Source organism: Lentimicrobiaceae bacterium (genome assembly GCA_020636745.1).
Taxonomy (GTDB): Bacteria; Bacteroidota; Bacteroidia; order Bacteroidales; family Lentimicrobiaceae; genus Lentimicrobium.
On sequence record JACJXH010000003.1, the window covers coordinates 111,259 to 129,664 of the forward strand.

Below are 18,406 nucleotides of genomic sequence, written 5' to 3' on the forward strand. Positions count from 1 at the left end.
TACCCCTGAATATTAATAGAAGAACACCAGGTAAATAATAGCAAAGGCCACCAACAGATAAATGTAAAGTGTCCTTTTTGAAATTAAATTATTTCTGGCTTCGCGCACTTTCCACGATTCTCTTAATCGTGATCGCAAACGTTCTCCCTCAGCTTCTTCTTTTTGGGTATATCGTTTCAAACGTTCTTCCATCTCGTCCTTTTTCTGATCGTAAAAAAGGGGCTTATAATTGAACTGTTTGGCTTTACGTACTTTAAAAGCGACAATTTTCATGGCTCAGTTGATTTTGGTTGCAGTATATGCTTCAAACAGTGCAGGGTGCAACCGTTTATTCAAAATTCTTGTAAGATTCACCATACAAAAGTACCACTTTTTTTTGATAATTTTGCCCCCAAAAGCTCATTTAATCTGTAAATTGAGGATTCGGAAATGAAAGAAAATCAGATGGATAAACTTAATAAATTGATTGTTGTGGGCGACAGGCTGCTTATAAGGCCACTCTCGCCTTCAAAAAAAACAAGAGGTGGATTATTTTTACCTCCCGGATACAACGAAAAAGAAGAAATTCAATCTGGCTATATTATTAAAACCGGGCCAGGGTATCCCATTCCGGCAAATACCGAAGTGGATGAACCTTGGAAACAACCTTCGAACGAAGCCGTAAAATATATTCCGCTTCAGGCTAAAGTGGGCGACCTGGCTATTTTTCTGCAAAAAGGTGCAATTGAGATTATGTATCATGATGAGAAATTGTTTATTGTTCCTCAACAATCAGTCCTTTTGCTGGAGAGAGAGGAAGAACTTTTTTGATTTTTAAAACCCCTGTAATCAGTTAATTACAGGGGTTTTTAACAAACCGGAAATTAAAGCCGGCTCAAATATCAAGCCTTGGCCAGTATCGGAAAGCGCTGGGCAAGTAAATAAAATCCTCCGAAAAGAACAGTATTATAAAATAAGTCTCCTGATAAGCCATTGTTGAAGAAAGGAATGCCAACAACGTAAGCTTGCATCAAACCTGAAAAATCAGGTGTATAAGGCATCATTCCGGTGGCTCATGAAGCAAAGTTGGTAATCAGGAAAAAAATAACGGAAGAAGCCGGTGACGCCAGCATTATATTTCCTGTCTTCACTCTTTTACTGAATATAATACCCAACACAACAGTGATTGACATGGCAATGTAAACGGCATGCATTGTTGAATGGAAGCCCCTAAACAGGTTGCTTATAAGCAAGGCTGCTATTGGCAGAATAAATGCCATTGATTCACGATTGATAAATGCTCCGCCATACAGTGCGATAGCAGCTACCGGAGTAACGTTAGGCCAATATGGAAATAAGCGAGTTGACAAAAAAGAGTTGCATCATCAATTAGCAAGGCAATATTTGATTAATTTCGCTAAAAAAAAGGATTGATGTTACGTCACATTTTATCATTACCGGTGCTTATTATGCTACTAACCTCATGTCATGGTGATAAAAATTCTGCTGACTTAATTGTTCAGAATGCCATTATTTATACAGCTGACAGTGTCTTCAGCATTCAATCAGCCATGGCTATTTCTGACGGGAAAGTTATAGCTATAGGAGACAATGCCTATATTAACAGTAAGTATTATGCTGATTCAGTGTATGATGCAGGTGGAAAAGCTATTTATCCGGGCTTAATTGATGCTCATTGTCATTTTTATGGTTATGCCTTACTCAGCAGGTATATTGATTTATCTGAAGCGGGCTCTTTTGATAAAATTTTGGAGTTGCTTACTGAAAATCAGAGCAAGACAAAATCTGACTGGATAGCAGGACGTGGCTGGGATCAAAACAAGTGGAGCAACAAGCAATTTCCTGATAATAAGCAGTTAAATGTGCTTTTCCCTCAGACTCCAGTGGTTCTAATCAGGGTTGACGGACATGCCGTTTTGGTGAATGATGCCGCCATAGCCTTGTCGGGACTCACCATGGATAGTATTGCCAATAAGAAGGAGGCCATTGTTGAAAACGGCAGGTTTACAGGGATTTTTATGGAGTCTTTGGCTGAAAAATTTCGCAATCTTATTCCAGTGCCTTCTGATGATGACCTTAAAGCCTATATTTCTGATGCTGCTCAAAAATGCTATGCTGTTGGGCTTACCATGGTTGCCGATGCTGGTCTTGATGCTTCAACTATTCAATTGTACGACAAAATGCAGTCTGACGATGAATTGGATATGTGCGTTTATGCCATGCTCAATCCAACTGAAGAGAATTTTGACCAATATCTGAAAGAAGGCATTGTTAGAAAAAAGAGTTTAATAGTCAGATCTATAAAACTTTATGCCGATGGCGCATTGGGTTCACGGGGAGCCTGTCTCATCAATCCTTATAAGGATGCCCCGAATGAATATGGAATTCTTACCATCACGCCTGAAGAACTTGGAAGATATTGCGTAATGGCATATGATAATGGATATCAGGTTAATACACATGCCATTGGTGATTCAGCCGTAAGGACAGTTTTGAATGTTTACAGCAATTATTTGCTTCCGCATAACGATTTAAGGTGGCGGATTGAGCATGCACAGGTGGTTCATCCTGACGATTTCAGGCTATTTGGTGAATTCTCAATTATTCCTTCGGTGCAGGCTACGCATGCAACCTCTGATATGCGTTGGGCAAAATATCGTCTGGGCGATCACCGAATCAGAAATGCATATGCATACAAAAAACTGATGGACCAGAATGGATGGATTCCTAATGGTACCGATTTCCCAATAGAGAATATCAGCCCTGTTTTTACTTTTTATGCTGCAGTATCGCGCAAAGAATTGGGGGGATATCCAACTGGTGGATTTCAGAAAGAAAATGCTTTAACCCGTCAGGAGGCTCTACGCTCAATCACTTACTGGGCTGCTAAGTCATGTTTCGAAGAGGATAGAAGAGGTAGTCTGGAACCCGGCAAAAATGCTGATTTTGTTGTAATGGATAGGGATATTATGCAGGTTTCAGAAAGAGAAATTCCTCAGGCCCAGGTTTTAAGAACCGTAATTAGCGGCAAAACTGTGTATCAAAAATAGCATACTCTCCTTTAATTATTTCAGGCTGAACATTTCTGTCAATGCTGCTGTTTAGCAGCATAAGATTTGGTTCATCATGAGAGTTACCTTTATTGTAGTTTTATTTGTCATTATGGGGCGCATTGCCTTGTCTCAGGATATAAAAGTTCTTGATTATAAAGGGATTAAGCCAATTATCGAGACCCGTAATGATACAACATATGTAGTCAATTTCTGGGCTACCTGGTGCAGTCCCTGCGTTAAGGAGTTGCCTTATTTCCAAAAGCTTCACGATAATTTCCGGCAAGATAAAGTAAAAGTGTTGCTGGTAAGCCTCGATTTTGTCAAACAGATAGACTCCCGGCTAAAGCCATTTCTTGAAAAGAATAAAATTACGCCACAGGTGTTATTGCTGAGCGACCCGGATGCGAATTACTGGATTAACGAAATTAATCCGGAATGGAGTGGTGCACTTCCGGCTACCATTATTTTTAACCGGAATTTCTACCGGTTTTATGAAAAAAGTTTCACTTATGAAGAACTGGAACTCATTATTAACCAAAACATCATCAAACCATGAAAAATATCATCATCACCGCTTCTTTATTTCTGCTTATTGGTTTAAGTTCGTTTGCGCAGGGCTATCAAGTGGGCGATAAAGCCACTGACTTTAAGCTTAAAAACATTGACGATACGTTTGTTTCTTTGAAAAACTATCCCGATGCCAAAGGCTTTATCGTTATTTTTACCTGCAATCATTGCCCGTTTTCTGTAGCTTATGAAGACAGAATTATTAGTCTTGACAAGGAGTTTAAGCTTAAAGGTTATCCGGTTATTGCCATCAATCCTAACGATCCGGCCATTGTTCCCTCTGATGGATTTGATGAGATGAAGCTCAGGGCTAAAGAAAAAGGTTTTACTTTCCCTTATTTATTTGATGAAGGCCAGAAAGTATTTCCGGTTTACGGAGCCTTGCGAACCCCTCATGTTTATGTATTGCAGAAAGTTGGAACAGACCTGGTTGTTGCCTATATCGGGGCTATTGATGATAATTCGCAGAACCCTGAATCTGTGAAGGAAAGATTTGTTGAGCAGGCTGTAAATGCTTTGTTGGCAGGTCAAAAGCCACAACCTGATTTTACCAAAGCAATTGGATGTTCCATAAAGGTTGCAGATAAAAATTAGCAATGTCAAAATCCTAAGCAAAAAAGAGTCCGATAGGGGCTCTTTTTTTGTGTGTGAAAATGAATTGTTCTTACTTTGCACAAAACCTTCATTCATGGAACCTTTGCACCTTCAATACAAATTACCTGATTTGGAAAGAGAAATCGAATTTTCCACATCGAAAAGCAGTGGCAAAGGAGGGCAGCACGTAAATACAACTGAAACCAGAGTTGAACTGCGGTTTAATATTCCTGCTTCAGTATTGCTGACTGAAAATCAGAAATATTTGTTAATGGACAGATTATCTGTCCGGTTAACGCAGGATGGAACATTAAGAATGGTTTCTCAGAAAGAGCGCAGTCAATCAGCCAATAAGGAGGATGTATTGCGCCGCTTCTTTGAATTGATTCTTAAATCGCTGAAACCTAAAAAAGTCAGGATAGCTAAAAAACCCGGGCGTGCAGCCAAGGAATCCAGGCTTCAGGAGAAAAAAGCCCGATCCGACAAAAAGGAAACCCGTAAACCACCTGAATGGGAATAGGAGGTATTACGATCTGACAAAGTGTGGCAATTTTTCCGGTAAAACAAGAGACAGTTCAACCAGTCCGGCATATTCACCCTCATCATACCAGGGGCATTGGTAAATCAGCTTTTTTTCGCCATTTTTCAATATCGTATAAGCATTGGTTTCTTTATTGGCTATTATTTGAGCAATAATTTGCTGCGAATGCGCATTGTGGCAATGATCAAGCTGGCTACCAATCAAGTTTTTTCCACCATATTTTGAAAAAACTTCTGAAGAACGGTTGTTCATGTATATGATTTTACCCTCTTTGTTAGTAACTGTTATAGCTATGGGGAGCTCTTCAGCCCAGTTTTTTTCCATAAATGACATTTTTTTTAAAAATTAGGCCGTAAAATTATCCGAATTATTTGAAAATACCGAAAATTATGTATCTTTGCACCCTCGAAACGGCCCCGTAGCTCAACTGAATAGAGTATCTGACTACGGATCAGAAGGTTACAGGTTTGAATCCTGTCGGGGTCACACCATAAAAGCAGAAAAGCCTTGATATTCAAGGCTTTTCTGCTTTTTACATCTTTGGGTTTTCATTCAGGGTTGATCATACTGCCGCAATATTTGCAATAAACCGCATCATGATCATGGCCTTCACGCATACACTCGGGACAGACTTGAGTCGTGGGATTTGTTTTTTTTCTGCTCAGATTGGATAATTCAACAGTCATTATGCCTGTAGGAACGGCAATAATGGCGTAACCAAGAACCATCACTACACTTGCAAAGAATTGACCGGCACTGGTTTGCGGCGAAATATCGCCATATCCCACAGTTGTTAAAGTAACTACGGCCCAATAAATGCTTGTTGGAATGTCGTAAAAGCCATGCTCAGGGCCTTCAATCACATACATGGCTGCACCTATCACCACAACCAAAACCGCAATGGAAGAAATAAATACCAGAATTTTACGGCTGCTGGCCAACAAAGCCTTGCGTAGTGTTTCAGCTTCTGAAAGGTAGCCGGTAAGTTTAAAAACCCTGAAAACCCTCATCAACCTCAAACTTCTGATAACCATCAGATATTGAGAACCCGGTAAAAGCAGACTGATAAAAGTAGGCAATACGGCAAGAAAGTCAATTACCCCAAAGAAGCTGAAAATATATGCACTCTTTTTTCTGACAACATAAATGCGTAATAAATATTCAACCGAAAATAAAATGGTGAAAACCCATTCGCCTAATGTGAAAATTTGTTGATATTCATTGCTGTACTCATGCACACTTTCAACAATTACCAGTATGACACTCAGTAAAATTGAAGCAATTAAAATGACATCAAACAGCTTGCCTGCAGGAGTGTCGGCTTCGAAAATAATTTTGTAAAGAGATTTTTTGAGTTGTCGTTTGTTTATTTCTGTGTCCATTTTATTCATTGATTAGATGATAAAAATAAGCATTTCGTCCTACATCAGTGTGTGTTTTTGATTTACATGGTATAAAACCGACAGATTTATTAAATTTGCTCCTGACTAAAACTATTTTCAATATGGCATACAAAGGCGCTGAAACATATATTGCAAAATCAGATCGTGAATTGCACATTACTCCTAAAATGGCCAATCGTCATGGATTGATTGCCGGAGCTACCGGAACAGGGAAAACTGTTACGCTGCAGGTATTGGCCGAATCCTTCAGTTTACAGGGAGTACCTGTATTTATGACAGATATTAAAGGTGATTTATCAGGCGTGAGCAAATCAGGTATTCCGGGCCAGAGAATCCTTGACCGGGTGAATAAACTGGGCCTGGATGGATATGCAAACAGGGGATTTCCTGTTTGCTTCTGGGATGTTTTTGGCGAACAGGGCCATCCGATGCGTACAACCATCAGTGAAATGGGCCCTTTGCTTTTATCAAGGCTTCTGAATCTTAACGATACACAGGAAGGTGTTTTGAATCTGGTGTTTAAAATAGCTGACGACAATGATTTGTTGGTTCTTGATTTAAAGGATTTAACCTCCTTGCTGGAATACGTAGGCAACAATCGCGATCAATTTACCGTATCATACGGGAATATTTCAGCGGCAAGTATCGGAGCCATCCAACGAAATCTTTTGGTTTTGGAACAACAGGGCGCTGAACATTTTTTTGGAGAACCAGCTTTTGATATCAATGATATGTTGCAGACAGATGCTGAAGGTAAAGGCGTGCTCAATATCCTGGCAGCGGACAAACTGATGCAATCTCCACGAATTTATTCAACATTCCTGCTTTGGCTTCTTTCCGAGTTGTTTGAAGAATTGCCCGAAGCCGGTGACCTTGAAAAACCCAAACTTGTATTTTTCTTTGACGAAGCCCATCTGTTATTTAATGAGGCCCCAAAAATACTTCAGGATAAAATTGAGCAGGTGGTCAGGTTAATCCGTTCAAAAGGCGTTGGCGTTTACTTTGTTTCTCAGAACCCGCTTGATATTCCCGATTCTGTTCTGGGGCAATTGGGTAACCGCGTTCAGCATGCTTTGCGGGCATTTACTCCGCGCGACCAAAAAGCTGTAAAAGCAGCAGCCACTACGTTCAGGGTTAATCCTAAAGTAGATGTGGAAGCTGCTATTACTGAACTTGGAGTTGGTGAAGCTTTGGTCTCTTTTCTCGATGAAAAAGGGATTCCGATGATGGTTGAACGTGCGCTCATTTTACCTCCTTGTGCCCAAATCGGGCCAATTACTCCTGAAGAAAGAGAGCAGATTATCAAAAAATCTGATGTATACGGGGTGTATGAGAAGGTTTTGGATCGTGAATCAGCCTTTGAAATTTTACATCAGCGTGTAGCCGAAGCAAACAAGCTGAAGCAGGAAGAAGAAGCTCAGGCTGCTGCTGCCAAAGAAAAGCTCAGAAATGCCAAGGAAGAGGCTGCGCTGGCGCGTGCCGAAGCCGCTAAAGAGAGAGCTGAAAGGGCTGCTCGGCGAAATTCAGGAGGAGATCTGCTGTCGGAACTTACCAAGCAGGCTGGAAGGAGTGTAACCCGAACCATGGGATCGGAAATTGGCAGACAACTGGTCAGGGGAATTCTTGGCTCCATTTTCGGGGGAAGCCGCAGAAAATAATATTTTCATGATTTTTATCTGCATAAACAATGTCTGATTGTTCGGGGGATTATTTTATTATGAACGGCAGTCTTCTTCAAATTAAAGAATTTGATACCTGTTTCCTGCCAAATCGTAATTACATTTATGAGGTTTTCAGAATAATTGATAATATTCCTCTATTTATTGAAGACCATATCGAACGCTTTTTTCAAACCATGCTTTTGGCTGATGAGCAGGAATTAATGGATCGGCAGGCTTTGTTAAAAGATATCAGTTTGCTAATTCGGCAGAATAACGGCGGGGATGGTAATATTAAAATAGCTATCCAAACTGAAGAATCAGGCAGTAAAAACCTGCTTTTATATTTCACTCCTCATCAGTATCCTTCAAACGAACAGTTTATTTCGGGAGTTGCAGTTGATTTGCTGCATGCCGAACGCCATAATCCCACTGCAAAAGTGATGGATGTCCCTTTAAGGGCTCAGGCTGATATGCTTAAGCAAAAAGCAGATGTTTATGAAATGTTACTTGTTGATAAAGAAGGGTTTATTACTGAAGGCAGCAGGTCTAATGTTTTCTTTATTAAGGACAGAAGTGTAATTACGCCTCCGCTCAATTGTGCACTGCCCGGAATTACGCAAAAGCATATCATAAAAATTTGTCGGGATAACAATATTACGCTTACTGAAAGTAAAATACATACGAATCAATTAAATAGTATTGATGCTCTTTTTATTTCAGGCACTTCGCGCAAAGTGCTACCGGTAAACAGGGTAGGGGAGCTTGTCTTTGATGTTGATAATCAGTTGCTAAAGCAGATTCAGACATTATTTAACCAGCATGTTGCTGATTATATTCAACAAAGAAAATAATTTGTTAAGTGCAGATGATAATGCTGTCGGCCTGCAGGGCTAATTTTTGAGCTTTAACAAGAAAAATTGCGAGAGTAGAGTATAAAAAAAAGGCTGCCTGACAGGCAGCCTTTTTTATCCATTTGAATTATTATAATTGTGAAATGTCGTACATAACATTGGCATACGCACCAGCTTCAAGCTTTTTGCGTACTTCTTTGTAAGCTTTAATTGTGTATTCCACATCTTCCAGGGTATGAACAGCTGTTGGAATAAGTCGAAGCAGTATCATTCCTTTGGGGATAACGGGATAGGAAACAATAGAACAGAAAATATTGTAATTTTCTCTTAGATCAACAGTAATCTGCGTTGCTTCAGGAACACCGCCTTCAAGAATAACAGGTGTTACAGGAGAGGCAGCTGCTCCCAGATTAAATCCGGCCTCACGTAGCCCTGATTGCAGTGCATTTACAATTTTCCAGAGATTTTCACGAAGTTCAGGATGTTTTCTGATGAGATCCAGGCGTTTCAGTGCACCAAATACCATCGGCATCGGAAGTGATTTGGCGAAGGTTTGTGAACGCATATTGTGTCTGAGGAAATCAACAATATCCTTGCGTGTAGCCACAAAAGCACCAATACCTGCCATTGATTTTGCGAAAGTTCCAAAATAAACGTCAACACCATCAACAACTCCCTGGGCTTCGTGGGTACCAGCACCGGTTGGGCCCATAGTGCCGAAACCATGAGCATCATCCACCAGCAATCTGAAATCAAATTCTTTTTTCAGTTCAACAATCTCTTTCAGTTTGCCCTGGTCACCAGTCATACCAAACACTCCTTCGGTGATCACCAGGATTCCGCCACCGGTTTCCTGCGTCATTTTACGGGCACGATTCAGCTGAATTTTCAGATTATCAATGTTGTTATGTGGGTAAACAAACCGTTTGCCCATGTGAAGTCTTGCACCGTCGATAATACAAGCATGCGCTTCAGAGTCATAAACAATAACATCATTCCGGTCAACCAGCGAATCAACAATAGAAACCATTCCCTGATAACCAAAATTCAATAGGAATGCATCTTCCTTTCCAACAAAAGCAGCTAGTTCGCGCTCTAGTTGTTCATGGTAGATAGTCTGGCCTGACATCATTCTTGCACCCATAGGATAGGCTAATCCCCAATCCTTTGCAGCTTGTGCATCGGCCTCTCTCACTTCAGGATGGTTTGCAAGTCCAAGATAATTGTTCAGACTCCATACCAGCATGTCTTTACCACGGAATTTCATCCTGTTTGAAATTTCGCCTTCTAGTTTCGGAAACATGAAATACCCGTCTGCCCGTTCGGCATAAATACCAAGCGGACCCAGGTTCATAACCCTTTTTTCAAATATATCCACAGTAATTGGTTTTTAGTTTTTTATTCCTGTAAATTGGCTGCAAAGCTATGGATTTTTATCATTTTATTTTGCAAACAATCAAAATCCATTTTCTTATTGGAGGATAAATTTTATGGTGAACATTCCTCCTTAACATTCGTTTAAAGTTTGTGATGAAAAAATTAAACAATGAATCAAGAGGTTAACATTTTTTGGTTTAGGCGCGACCTGAGGTTACATGATAATCATGGTCTTTTCGAAGCCTTAAATTCAGGTGTAAAAGTATTGCCGGTGTTTATTTTCGACATCAATATTCTTAACAAGCTAAAAAAGGATGATCGGCGGGTTGGATTTATTTTCAAGCGATTAAATGAACTCAATTCTGAATTGTCGAAATTCAAATCAGGCATTTCAGTTTTTTATGGCAATCCAACGGATATTTTCAGTGAACTTATTACCACATTTCATGTTCAGAATGTGTTTACCAACCGCGATTATGAGCCTTATGCTGTTATACGCGATAAGGCCGTTGAGACTTTGCTGTCTAAATCAGGCGTTGGATTCAGAACTTATAAAGATCAGGTTCTTTTTGAACCGGGTGAGATTTTAAAGCCTGATGGAAAACCTTATACGGTGTTTACTCCATTCAGTAAAAGATGGATGGAGAAACTTAAGCATAAAGGTGTTGAATCGTATCATTCAGCATCAATGCTGCATCTGTTGCATGCTGAAATCATATCAGAAATTTCATCCCTTGAGCAACTTGGCTTTATTTCCTCAAAGTCAGATTTTAAGCAGGCCTCCCTCTCTGAACCACTTATCCGGGCTTATGCCGAAAAAAGGAATATTCCGGGCATGGATGCCACCTCACGTCTGAGTGTTCATTTGCGTTTTGGTACAATCAGCGTTCGTGATGTTATAAAAGCGGGACAGGAATGGAGCCCTGTTTGGCTGAATGAGCTTATCTGGCGTGAATTTTTTATGCATATTCTTGCTTTTTTCCCAAATGTGGTCAATCATGAATTTAAACCGCAATATCAGCATATACAATGGTTGAATGATGAATCTCAGTTTCAGCGATGGTGTGAAGGCCGAACCGGCTATCCGCTTGTTGATGCAGGCATGCGTGAGCTTCTACAAACCGGATTTATGCACAACAGGGTGAGAATGGTTGTCGCTGGGTTTCTGACCAAACACCTGCTTATCGACTGGCGCTGGGGCGAAGCCTGGTTTGCTGAAAAATTGCTCGATTATGAACTCTCTTCCAATAACGGAAACTGGCAATGGGCGGCCGGAACAGGGTGTGATGCCGCACCATACTTCAGAATATTTAATCCTGTTGAGCAAGCCAGAAAATTTGATCCTGATTCGATATACATCAAACGATGGCTGCCCGAATTTGGCAGCAAATTATACCCTGAACCCATAATTGACCACTCAGAAGCCAGAATAAGATGCCTGAACACCTACAAGCGTGCGCTGAATGACGCTTATAGTCAGAATTAGTCTTAAATATTGTTAAGAATTAAGTTAACTGTAATATTTGTAGGATAATGCCGTTCATTGTACGCTTAAAATAATTATTTTTGCAGCATGATTCGAAAAAGCATTTTTCCTTTATTATTCTCACTACTTATCGTATTTGCTTCCTGCAGCAAATATCAAAAACTGCTTAAGAGCACTGACAATGAGAATAAGTATGAAATGGCCATGTCATACTATGATGCCAAAGATTACTACAGGGCTATTCAGCTATTTGACCAGTTACAACCTTTTTTCAGAGGAACTGACAGGGCTGAAACAATGGCTTTTTACTATGCCAATGCTCATTTTGAACAAAAGGATTATATTTTGGCAAGTTACTATTACAGGCAATTTGCTAAAAATTTCCCCAATAGTAAAAATGCTGAACAAGCTGCATTTATGGGCGCTTATTGCAGTTATCTTGATTCGCCGCCTTCAAGCCTCGACCAAACCGTTACCAATGATGCCATTAAGGATTTGCAACTGTTTATCAATCAATATCCCAAAAGCGAAAAGGTAGCTCAGGCAAATAAACTGATTGATGAATTGCGGTTTAAACTGGAGACAAAGGCTTACGATATTGCACGTTTATACTTCAAAATGTCTGATTATAAGGCATCTGTAATAAATTTCGAAAATCTGATTAAAGATTTTCCTGACACACGTTACCGTGAAACAGCAATGTTTCATATTGCAAAATCTTATTACTATTACGCTGAAAAAAGCGTGGATAAGAAAAAGGGTGAGCGTTTCCAACTTTCATCCGAAGCTGTAGATAATTTTTTGGCAAACTATCCTGAGTCTTCTTATGCCAAAGAAGCCCTGGAAATGCAAAAAGATGCACAAAAACAATTAGAAAACCTGACAATTTTACAATAACACATTATGGATTTTAAAAGAATCAAAACCGATACCGTTGCGGTGACCCGTAACATTCACCAATTGATGGAGCCAACCGAAAATATGTATGAAACGGTTGCTATTCTGTCAAAACGTGCCAACCAGATATCATTGGAAATCAAAGAAGAACTCAACTCGAAAATTTCTGAGTTTGCGATTCCGAATGATAACCTTGAAGAGGTATTTGAAAATCGTGAGCAGATTGAAATTGCCAAATATTATGAACATCTGCCCAAACCAACGCTTATTGCTGTTCAGGAATTTTTGAACGGACAGGTACACTTTCGCAATCCGCTGAAAGACAGCCAGGAAGTCAGATTCTAATTGTAATTCTTAAGCCATGCTTCAGGGGAAGAAGATACTTATCGGTATTACCGGCAGTATTGCTGCATATAAGATTCCGCTTCTTATCAGACTTTTTAAAAAGGAAGGTGCTGAAGTTAAGGTCGTTATGACCAAATGTGCCACTGATTTTGTTACTCCGCTTACACTTTCAACACTTTCGCAGCAACCGGTTTTAATTGAACCTTACAACAAAACCGATGGTAGCTGGAACAGTCATGTTGACTGGGGGAGATGGGCAGATGTTTTTGTGATGGCACCTGTTTCGGCCAATACCCTGGCAAAAATGGCCAATGGTATTGCAGATAACTTACTTACCACTACTTATCTTGCAGCCAAATGCCCGGTTTTCTTCGCTCCTGCGATGGATCTGGATATGTTTCATCATCCCACCACGCAAAAAAACGTTGATATTCTCAAATCTTACGGCAATCGTCTGATTGCTCCCAACGAAGGAGAACTGGCCAGCGGACTTTGCGGGGCTGGCCGTATGGAGGAGCCGGAAGTTATTTTCAGGATTATCAGTGATTTTTTCAGGAAGTCGATGGATTTTAAAGGGAAAAAAGTGCTTATTTCAGCCGGTCCTACTTATGAACCTATTGATCCTGTCCGGTTTATCGGAAATCATTCTTCCGGAAAAATGGGTTTTGCCCTGGCTGAAGAACTGGCTGACAGAGGTGCTGAAGTGAAACTGGTTACAGGGCCTGTCGCATTAAATTCGCAACATCCGGGCATTAAAATTGAACGGGTTTCAACTGCTGCACAAATGGCTGAAGCCTGCCAGCATGCGTTCCCGGTTTGTGATATTGCTATAATGGCTGCTGCAGTTGCTGATTATACAGTGCTACAACCAGCCAGCCAAAAAATTAAAAAAGTCGGAAATTCGCTTGAGATACAACTGATTCCAACAACCGATATACTTGCAGGTTTAGGCCAGACAAAACAAAAACATCAGATACTTGTTGGTTTTGCTCTTGAAACAGAAAATGAAACTGTAAATGCCTTGTCTAAGCTGCAAAATAAAAATCTGGATTTGATCGTTCTTAATTCATTGAATGATCAGGGCGCCGGCTTTGGCACTAATACCAATAAAGTGAGTATGTTTGCTAAAAATGGGCTCGTAAATGAAACCGGATTATTGCCTAAAACTGAAATAGCAGCAGCTATTGCTGATACCATTTTATCTGTAACAGAAGCCAGATAATGACCATAAAAAATTAATTATGAAGAACTTACTCTTAACATTATTATTGGGAATGATTTTGTCAACATCCTTTTCCCAGGAGTTTAATGTTACCGTGCAGGTTACTTCGCCTCAGGTTGAAGGGACTGAAAAGAAAATATTTGAAACCCTTCAGCAGGAATTGTACGATTTTGTAAACAATCGTAAATGGACCAATTTTATTTATAAGCCCGAAGAAAGGATTGAAGGTACAATTCTGATTACTGTAAGCAATCGTTCAGGTGAAGATTTTACGGCAAAAATGAATATTGCCCTCAGGCGTCCTGTTTACAAATCATCTTATAACACAGCACTTCTCAATTATATTGATAAGGATTTTGAGTTTAAATATGTTGAATTTCAGGCTCTTGAATATTCTGACAATGTATTTACTTCAAATCTTACTTCAGCTATTGCATATTATATGTACATGTTTCTGGGGCTTGATGGTGATTCTTTCTCTCGTTTTGGAGGAGCTCCCTATTATGAAAAAGCGCAGAATATTGTTAACATGGGACAAAATGCCCGTGAAAAAGGCTGGAAGGCTTTTGAAAGTCAAAAGAATCGTTACTGGATGATTGAGAACCTGACCAACCCGGCTTACTCTTCTGTGCGCGAAGCCATGTATAAATATCACCGGTTGGGCCTTGATGTTATGTCTGATGATGTTGAAGCTGGCAGGGTGGCTATTACCGAAAGCCTTGAACTGCTTCGCAAAGCGAATCGTGAACGACCCGGATTATTTATTCTTCAGCTTTTCCTTGAAGCTAAACGCGATGAAATCGTCAATATCTATTCGCAAGCATCACCCATGGATAAAACCAAAGCGGTAAATATTCTGAAGGAAATAGATCCTGCCAACTCCTCGAAATACGATAAAATCAACAGTTCAAAATAAACATCAGGAACGAAATCAGTATTTTGTAATTTTGCAGAGTAAATACCTTTACCAGGCTTATGTTGCTCCGGCTTTCTATTGTTAATTATGCGCTCATTCGTGAACTCGATATCGAATTCGGCGACGCATTTTCTGTAATAACCGGTGAAACCGGAGCCGGAAAATCAATTATTCTGGGTGCACTCTCATTAATTCTCGGCCAAAGAGCCGATAATCTCAGCCTTACCGATAAGTCAGCCAAATGCTCTGTTGAAGGCGTTTTTGACATCTCTTCCTGTGATTTGGAATCTTTTTTTACAGATAACGATCTTGACTATGATCAAACCTGCATTATTCGCAGGGAAATAACCCCACAGGGGAAATCCCGGGCTTTTATAAATGATACACCTGTTAATCTGAACCAACTTAAAGAATTAACAGGTAAATTGATTGATGTACACTCGCAACATCAGACTTTGCTTTTACAGGAATCGTCCTTTCAGCTTTCAGTGGTAGATTCTGTTGCTGGAAACGCAGAACTACTGAAAACTTATAAACGCATTTACAACGAAATAAACAGTTTGAAGAGCGAAATGAATGCACTTGTTCTTCAGAATGATAAGGCAAAGGCTGAAATTGATTACCTGAACTTTCTGTTTGATGAGCTTGATAAAGCCGCACTCAAACCCGGCGAACAAGAGATTCTTGAAGCCGAATCCAAAATACAAAATCATGCTGAAGAGATTATTCACAAGCTTTTTCAGGTAAATGAAATTTTACACAATCACGACGACAATATTATCCGGCGCTTAAACGAAGCCAATAATTACCTGCAGTCAGTGAAAGATTTTAGCCCCGATATTGCCGAATGCGAGCGTAGAATGGGCGAATGTTTAATCGAATTGCGCGATATTGCTTCTGTTATTGAACATAAGGCCGGCGAAATAACCTACAATCCTGAACGTATTGCTGAACTGAATGAAAGACTCAGCCTCATTTACCAGCTTGAACAAAAACACCGGCTGACTTCGGTTGATGAACTTATTGAATTGCGGAATGATATTGAAAATAGAATCAATGCCAGTGATTCATTAGACCTTCAGATTGAACAACGTAAAAAGCTAATAGCAGAAAAAGAAGTGTCTCTGCATCAACAGGCTCTTAATCTAAGGGAGAAACGCCTGGCCATATGTGGATTCATTGAAAAGTCACTCACAGAAACCATTGCTCAGCTCGGGATGAAAGATGCCAGGTTTAAGGTTAATATTGAACCTTTGCCTGTTGCCGGACGTGATGGAATAGATGCTGTTACTTTTATGTTCAATGCCAATAAAGGAGCTGAGTTAAAAGAATTGTCAAAAATTGCATCAGGTGGCGAACTCTCGCGTTTAATGCTGGCGGTTAAATCCCTGATTTCAAGCAGCAATCTTTTACCCACTATCATATTTGATGAAATTGACAGTGGAATTAGCGGAGATATCGCTTCAAAAGTGGGCATGATCCTTCAAAAAATGGCACATAAGATGCAAGTGATTGCCATCAGCCATTTGCCGCAGCTTGCCGGAAAAAGCATGGAGCACTTCAAAGTGTTGAAGCATACTGATGAGTCCAGCACCTGGTCTGACATCATTAAGCTTGATGAACAGCAAAGAATAGACGAACTGGCACTGATGATTAGTGGAAATGCCACACTAGAATCGGCCCGCGAAACAGCCAGAGAACTTCTCCGGAACAATTTCTGATTTAAATTGTTTCTAAACCGACCTCAAGTCGGGTCAATTTGAATATTCATGAAAAACAGATAATATGGCTTATAATTTACTTAAAGGAAAAAAAGGTATCATTTTCGGAGCACTTAACAGTAATTCAATTGCATGGAAAATTGCCGAAAGAGCGCATGATGAAGGTGCTGAACTGGTGCTTACAAATACGCCACTGGCCATCAGAATGGGCGATATGGATGAGCTTGCTGCTAAAACCGGCTCACAAATGATTCCGGCTGATGCAACAAGTGTAGCCGACTTGGAAAATTTATTTTCCCGAACAATAGAAATTTTTGGAGGCAAGATTGACTTTGTACTGCATTCAATAGGAATGTCGCCCAATGTCAGAAAAAAATTGCCTTATGATGATATCAATTACGATTATTTTACCAAAACCCTCGATATTTCAGCGGTTTCATTTCATAAAATGATCCAGGTAGCCAAAAAGCTTGATGCCATCAATGAATGGGGCTCTATTGTCGCTGTTTCTTATATAGCAGCCCAGCGTACGCTTTTTGAGTACAATGATATGGCCGATGCAAAAGCTGTGTTAGAATCAATAGCCCGAAGCTTTGGTTATATTTATGGCCGCGAAAAACACGTCAGAATCAATACGATATCTCAGTCACCCACCCCTACAACAGCAGGGCAGGGCGTAAAGGGGTTCAGCGGACTGATGGATTTTACCGAGAGAATGTCTCCGTTGGGTAATGCAACAGCCGATGAATGCGCCGATTATTGCATCACACTCTTCTCTGATCTTACCAAAAAGGTGACCATGCAAAACTTATTTCACGATGGAGGCTTCAGCAGTATGGGTATGAGTGCAAGGGCTATGACGCAGTACAACAAAAGTCTTGAATGTAAAAATTGTCGTGAAAACCCGTTAAATGATGAGCATTTGGAAGCATAATTTTGAAGATGCTCAATTGCCAAGCGTAATGGTATAACCATAAATATGCTGACCGGCCTTTTCCTGGGCCGGTTTTTCTTTTTCAGGAACAACCGTGTATTGAATGGTTGATGCTGTATTCGGTGCGGTGCCCGGAAGCCTGAAATGTATGCGGGTTCGCTGACTTGAACGGACTTTAAACTGATGATTGGCTGCCGGAGCATATTTTAACAGTGAAATAACCCGAACTGCTTCTTCGTCACATCCATAGCCAATGCCATTTAAAACTTCAACATCTTCTACCTTTCCCTCGTTTGAAACGGAATAGGCTATGTGAACCTGTCCTTCAACTCTGTTTTTCAAAGCTTCTTCAGGATAGCGTAACTGGCTATTGATAAATTCGCGCATGGCACTGTTCCCGCCGGGATACTGAGGCATTTTAACGAAATTCTTATCTTTTTTCCTCTTTTTTGACATGTGCTGATGATTATTTCACAAAGATATTATCATTTACCCTGATATTTTACCCTTTTGGGCTAAGTTTATCATGAATTCAAGCATTATTTAATTTTCTTAACTCCACTTGAAAAATAAGGTAAATACAGCTTGGAGTAAATTTATAAATTGATGTAAATAGCATAATATCAATACTATATAAGATTTAAGTATAAGAAAAATAAGTATCACTCACTTCGTTAACTATTAGAAACAAATAATGTTATATTTGCAATGAGTATTTAAATTTATTGAGTACAAAACGTTTCATTTTGTCAGATTTGACACGCATTCCTTATCAGAATTTATTTATGGTTTGTACTGAAAATTAGTAAGTTTCGTTTTTGATTTTAACCTGTTGTTT

General features: G+C 39.9%; 21 protein-coding genes and 1 tRNA gene. 15 read left to right on the plus strand and 7 right to left on the minus strand.

The window, feature by feature from the left end; genetic code table 11:
• Positions 1–12 precede the first annotated feature (12 nt).
• A complete protein-coding gene (locus H6541_05875; GenBank protein MCB9015307.1) occupies positions 13–273 on the minus strand; it encodes a hypothetical protein in 261 nt (86 codons plus the stop codon).
• Positions 274–429: 156 nt separating this feature from the next.
• Here H6541_05875 and H6541_05880 point away from each other — a divergent pair, with 156 nt between their 5' ends.
• Positions 430–810 carry a co-chaperone GroES gene (locus H6541_05880; protein MCB9015308.1) on the plus strand — a complete coding sequence of 127 codons (381 nt, stop codon included), beginning with the start codon at positions 430–432 and terminating at the stop codon, positions 808–810.
• A gap of 71 nt (positions 811–881) precedes the next feature.
• Here the strand turns inward: H6541_05880 and H6541_05885 are convergent, their stop codons facing one another.
• Together H6541_05885 and H6541_05890 are read right to left on the minus strand one after the other, a co-directional pair.
• A complete protein-coding gene (locus H6541_05885; protein MCB9015309.1) occupies positions 882–1,043 on the minus strand; it encodes a hypothetical protein in 162 nt (53 codons plus the stop codon).
• Between the two features lie 9 nt (positions 1,044–1,052).
• Positions 1,053–1,349 (minus strand): hypothetical protein, encoded by a 297-nt coding sequence (locus tag H6541_05890; protein ID MCB9015310.1) that lies wholly within the window; start codon positions 1,347–1,349, stop codon positions 1,053–1,055.
• 63 nt (positions 1,350–1,412) lie between these two features.
• Here H6541_05890 and H6541_05895 point away from each other — a divergent pair, with 63 nt between their 5' ends.
• The 4 genes from H6541_05895 (at position 1,413) to arfB (ending at position 4,734) form a co-directional block, all read left to right on the plus strand.
• The gene (locus H6541_05895; GenBank protein MCB9015311.1) at positions 1,413–3,050 is read left to right on the plus strand and encodes an amidohydrolase; all 1,638 of its coding nucleotides are present in this window, start codon (positions 1,413–1,415) and stop codon (positions 3,048–3,050) included.
• A 76-nt stretch (positions 3,051–3,126) separates the two neighbouring features.
• On the plus strand, positions 3,127–3,609 hold the full coding sequence (locus H6541_05900) for a TlpA family protein disulfide reductase (protein MCB9015312.1): 483 nt from the start codon (positions 3,127–3,129) through the stop codon (positions 3,607–3,609).
• Positions 3,606–4,214, plus strand: coding sequence for a thioredoxin family protein (locus tag H6541_05905; protein MCB9015313.1), 609 nt, complete (start codon positions 3,606–3,608; stop codon positions 4,212–4,214). The genes H6541_05900 and H6541_05905 overlap by 4 nt, the downstream gene beginning before the upstream one ends.
• Positions 4,215–4,308: 94 nt before the next feature.
• Entirely contained in the window at positions 4,309–4,734 is a 426-nt protein-coding gene (gene arfB, locus H6541_05910; protein ID MCB9015314.1) for an aminoacyl-tRNA hydrolase, read from the plus strand.
• Positions 4,735–4,740: 6 nt separating this feature from the next.
• Here arfB and H6541_05915 read toward each other — a convergent pair whose 3' ends face one another.
• Positions 4,741–5,079, minus strand: coding sequence for a PAS domain-containing protein (locus tag H6541_05915; protein MCB9015315.1), 339 nt, complete (start codon positions 5,077–5,079; stop codon positions 4,741–4,743).
• Positions 5,080–5,167: 88 nt separating this feature from the next.
• Between H6541_05915 and H6541_05920 the strand changes: the two genes are divergently transcribed.
• Positions 5,168–5,241, plus strand: a tRNA-Arg gene (locus H6541_05920).
• Between the two features lie 62 nt (positions 5,242–5,303).
• Here the strand turns inward: H6541_05920 and H6541_05925 are convergent.
• Complete coding sequence (locus H6541_05925; protein MCB9015316.1) at positions 5,304–6,137, minus strand: ion transporter; 834 nt, start codon at positions 6,135–6,137, stop codon at positions 5,304–5,306.
• Between the two features lie 122 nt (positions 6,138–6,259).
• Between H6541_05925 and H6541_05930 the strand changes: the two genes are divergently transcribed.
• A complete protein-coding gene (locus H6541_05930; protein MCB9015317.1) occupies positions 6,260–7,816 on the plus strand; it encodes a DUF853 family protein in 1,557 nt (518 codons plus the stop codon).
• A gap of 29 nt (positions 7,817–7,845) precedes the next feature.
• Positions 7,846–8,670 (plus strand): aminotransferase class IV, encoded by an 825-nt coding sequence (locus H6541_05935; GenBank protein MCB9015318.1) that lies wholly within the window; start codon positions 7,846–7,848, stop codon positions 8,668–8,670.
• Positions 8,671–8,800: 130 nt separating this feature from the next.
• On the opposite strand, the gene H6541_05940 is transcribed toward H6541_05935, so the two are convergent.
• A complete protein-coding gene (locus H6541_05940; protein ID MCB9015319.1) occupies positions 8,801–10,048 on the minus strand; it encodes an aminotransferase class I/II-fold pyridoxal phosphate-dependent enzyme in 1,248 nt (415 codons plus the stop codon).
• Positions 10,049–10,216: 168 nt separating this feature from the next.
• Between H6541_05940 and H6541_05945 the strand changes: the two genes are divergently transcribed.
• From H6541_05945 to H6541_05975, 7 genes are all read left to right on the plus strand, one after another.
• Complete coding sequence (locus H6541_05945) at positions 10,217–11,533, plus strand: deoxyribodipyrimidine photo-lyase (GenBank protein ID MCB9015320.1); 1,317 nt, start codon at positions 10,217–10,219, stop codon at positions 11,531–11,533.
• An 87-nt stretch (positions 11,534–11,620) separates the two neighbouring features.
• Complete coding sequence (gene bamD / locus H6541_05950; protein ID MCB9015321.1) at positions 11,621–12,430, plus strand: outer membrane protein assembly factor BamD; 810 nt, start codon at positions 11,621–11,623, stop codon at positions 12,428–12,430.
• A gap of 6 nt (positions 12,431–12,436) precedes the next feature.
• Positions 12,437–12,775: a DNA-directed RNA polymerase subunit omega gene (locus H6541_05955; protein ID MCB9015322.1), complete on the plus strand. Its 339-nt coding sequence runs from the start codon at positions 12,437–12,439 to the stop codon at positions 12,773–12,775.
• 16 nt (positions 12,776–12,791) lie between these two features.
• Positions 12,792–13,997, plus strand: a complete 1,206-nt coding sequence (gene coaBC / locus H6541_05960; GenBank protein ID MCB9015323.1) for a bifunctional phosphopantothenoylcysteine decarboxylase/phosphopantothenate--cysteine ligase CoaBC — start codon at positions 12,792–12,794, stop codon at positions 13,995–13,997.
• Between the two features lie 19 nt (positions 13,998–14,016).
• Entirely contained in the window at positions 14,017–14,913 is an 897-nt protein-coding gene (locus tag H6541_05965) for a DUF4835 family protein (GenBank protein ID MCB9015324.1), read from the plus strand.
• A gap of 59 nt (positions 14,914–14,972) precedes the next feature.
• A complete protein-coding gene (gene recN, locus H6541_05970) occupies positions 14,973–16,634 on the plus strand; it encodes a DNA repair protein RecN (protein MCB9015325.1) in 1,662 nt (553 codons plus the stop codon).
• Positions 16,635–16,698: 64 nt separating this feature from the next.
• The gene (locus H6541_05975; GenBank protein ID MCB9015326.1) at positions 16,699–17,568 is read left to right on the plus strand and encodes an SDR family oxidoreductase; all 870 of its coding nucleotides are present in this window, start codon (positions 16,699–16,701) and stop codon (positions 17,566–17,568) included.
• Positions 17,569–17,580: 12 nt separating this feature from the next.
• On the opposite strand, the gene H6541_05980 is transcribed toward H6541_05975, so the two are convergent.
• Entirely contained in the window at positions 17,581–18,024 is a 444-nt protein-coding gene (locus tag H6541_05980; protein ID MCB9015327.1) for an energy transducer TonB, read from the minus strand.
• Between the last annotated feature and the right edge of the window lie 382 nt (positions 18,025–18,406).

What these genes read in the sequence shown, in the direction of transcription:
- H6541_05955 (MCB9015322.1), top strand. Translation starts at nt 12,437, where the DNA reads ATGGATTTTAAAAGAATCAAAACCGATACCGTTGCGGTGACCCGTAAC.
- H6541_05895 (MCB9015311.1), top strand. Translation starts at nt 1,413, where the DNA reads ATGTTACGTCACATTTTATCATTACCGGTGCTTATTATGCTACTAACC.
- bamD (MCB9015321.1), top strand. Translation starts at nt 11,621, where the DNA reads ATGATTCGAAAAAGCATTTTTCCTTTATTATTCTCACTACTTATCGTA.
- H6541_05880 (MCB9015308.1), top strand. Translation starts at nt 430, where the DNA reads ATGAAAGAAAATCAGATGGATAAACTTAATAAATTGATTGTTGTGGGC.
- coaBC (MCB9015323.1), top strand. Translation starts at nt 12,792, where the DNA reads ATGCTTCAGGGGAAGAAGATACTTATCGGTATTACCGGCAGTATTGCT.
- H6541_05875 (MCB9015307.1), bottom strand. Translation starts at nt 273, where the DNA reads ATGAAAATTGTCGCTTTTAAAGTACGTAAAGCCAAACAGTTCAATTAT.
- H6541_05930 (MCB9015317.1), top strand. Translation starts at nt 6,260, where the DNA reads ATGGCATACAAAGGCGCTGAAACATATATTGCAAAATCAGATCGTGAA.
- H6541_05935 (MCB9015318.1), top strand. Translation starts at nt 7,846, where the DNA reads ATGTCTGATTGTTCGGGGGATTATTTTATTATGAACGGCAGTCTTCTT.
- H6541_05905 (MCB9015313.1), top strand. Translation starts at nt 3,606, where the DNA reads ATGAAAAATATCATCATCACCGCTTCTTTATTTCTGCTTATTGGTTTA.
- H6541_05885 (MCB9015309.1), bottom strand. Translation starts at nt 1,043, where the DNA reads ATGATGCCTTATACACCTGATTTTTCAGGTTTGATGCAAGCTTACGTT.
- recN (MCB9015325.1), top strand. Translation starts at nt 14,973, where the DNA reads ATGTTGCTCCGGCTTTCTATTGTTAATTATGCGCTCATTCGTGAACTC.
- H6541_05925 (MCB9015316.1), bottom strand. Translation starts at nt 6,137, where the DNA reads ATGGACACAGAAATAAACAAACGACAACTCAAAAAATCTCTTTACAAA.
- arfB (MCB9015314.1), top strand. Translation starts at nt 4,309, where the DNA reads ATGGAACCTTTGCACCTTCAATACAAATTACCTGATTTGGAAAGAGAA.
- H6541_05980 (MCB9015327.1), bottom strand. Translation starts at nt 18,024, where the DNA reads ATGTCAAAAAAGAGGAAAAAAGATAAGAATTTCGTTAAAATGCCTCAG.
- H6541_05900 (MCB9015312.1), top strand. Translation starts at nt 3,127, where the DNA reads ATGAGAGTTACCTTTATTGTAGTTTTATTTGTCATTATGGGGCGCATT.
- H6541_05915 (MCB9015315.1), bottom strand. Translation starts at nt 5,079, where the DNA reads ATGGAAAAAAACTGGGCTGAAGAGCTCCCCATAGCTATAACAGTTACT.
- H6541_05945 (MCB9015320.1), top strand. Translation starts at nt 10,217, where the DNA reads ATGAATCAAGAGGTTAACATTTTTTGGTTTAGGCGCGACCTGAGGTTA.
- H6541_05965 (MCB9015324.1), top strand. Translation starts at nt 14,017, where the DNA reads ATGAAGAACTTACTCTTAACATTATTATTGGGAATGATTTTGTCAACA.
- H6541_05975 (MCB9015326.1), top strand. Translation starts at nt 16,699, where the DNA reads ATGGCTTATAATTTACTTAAAGGAAAAAAAGGTATCATTTTCGGAGCA.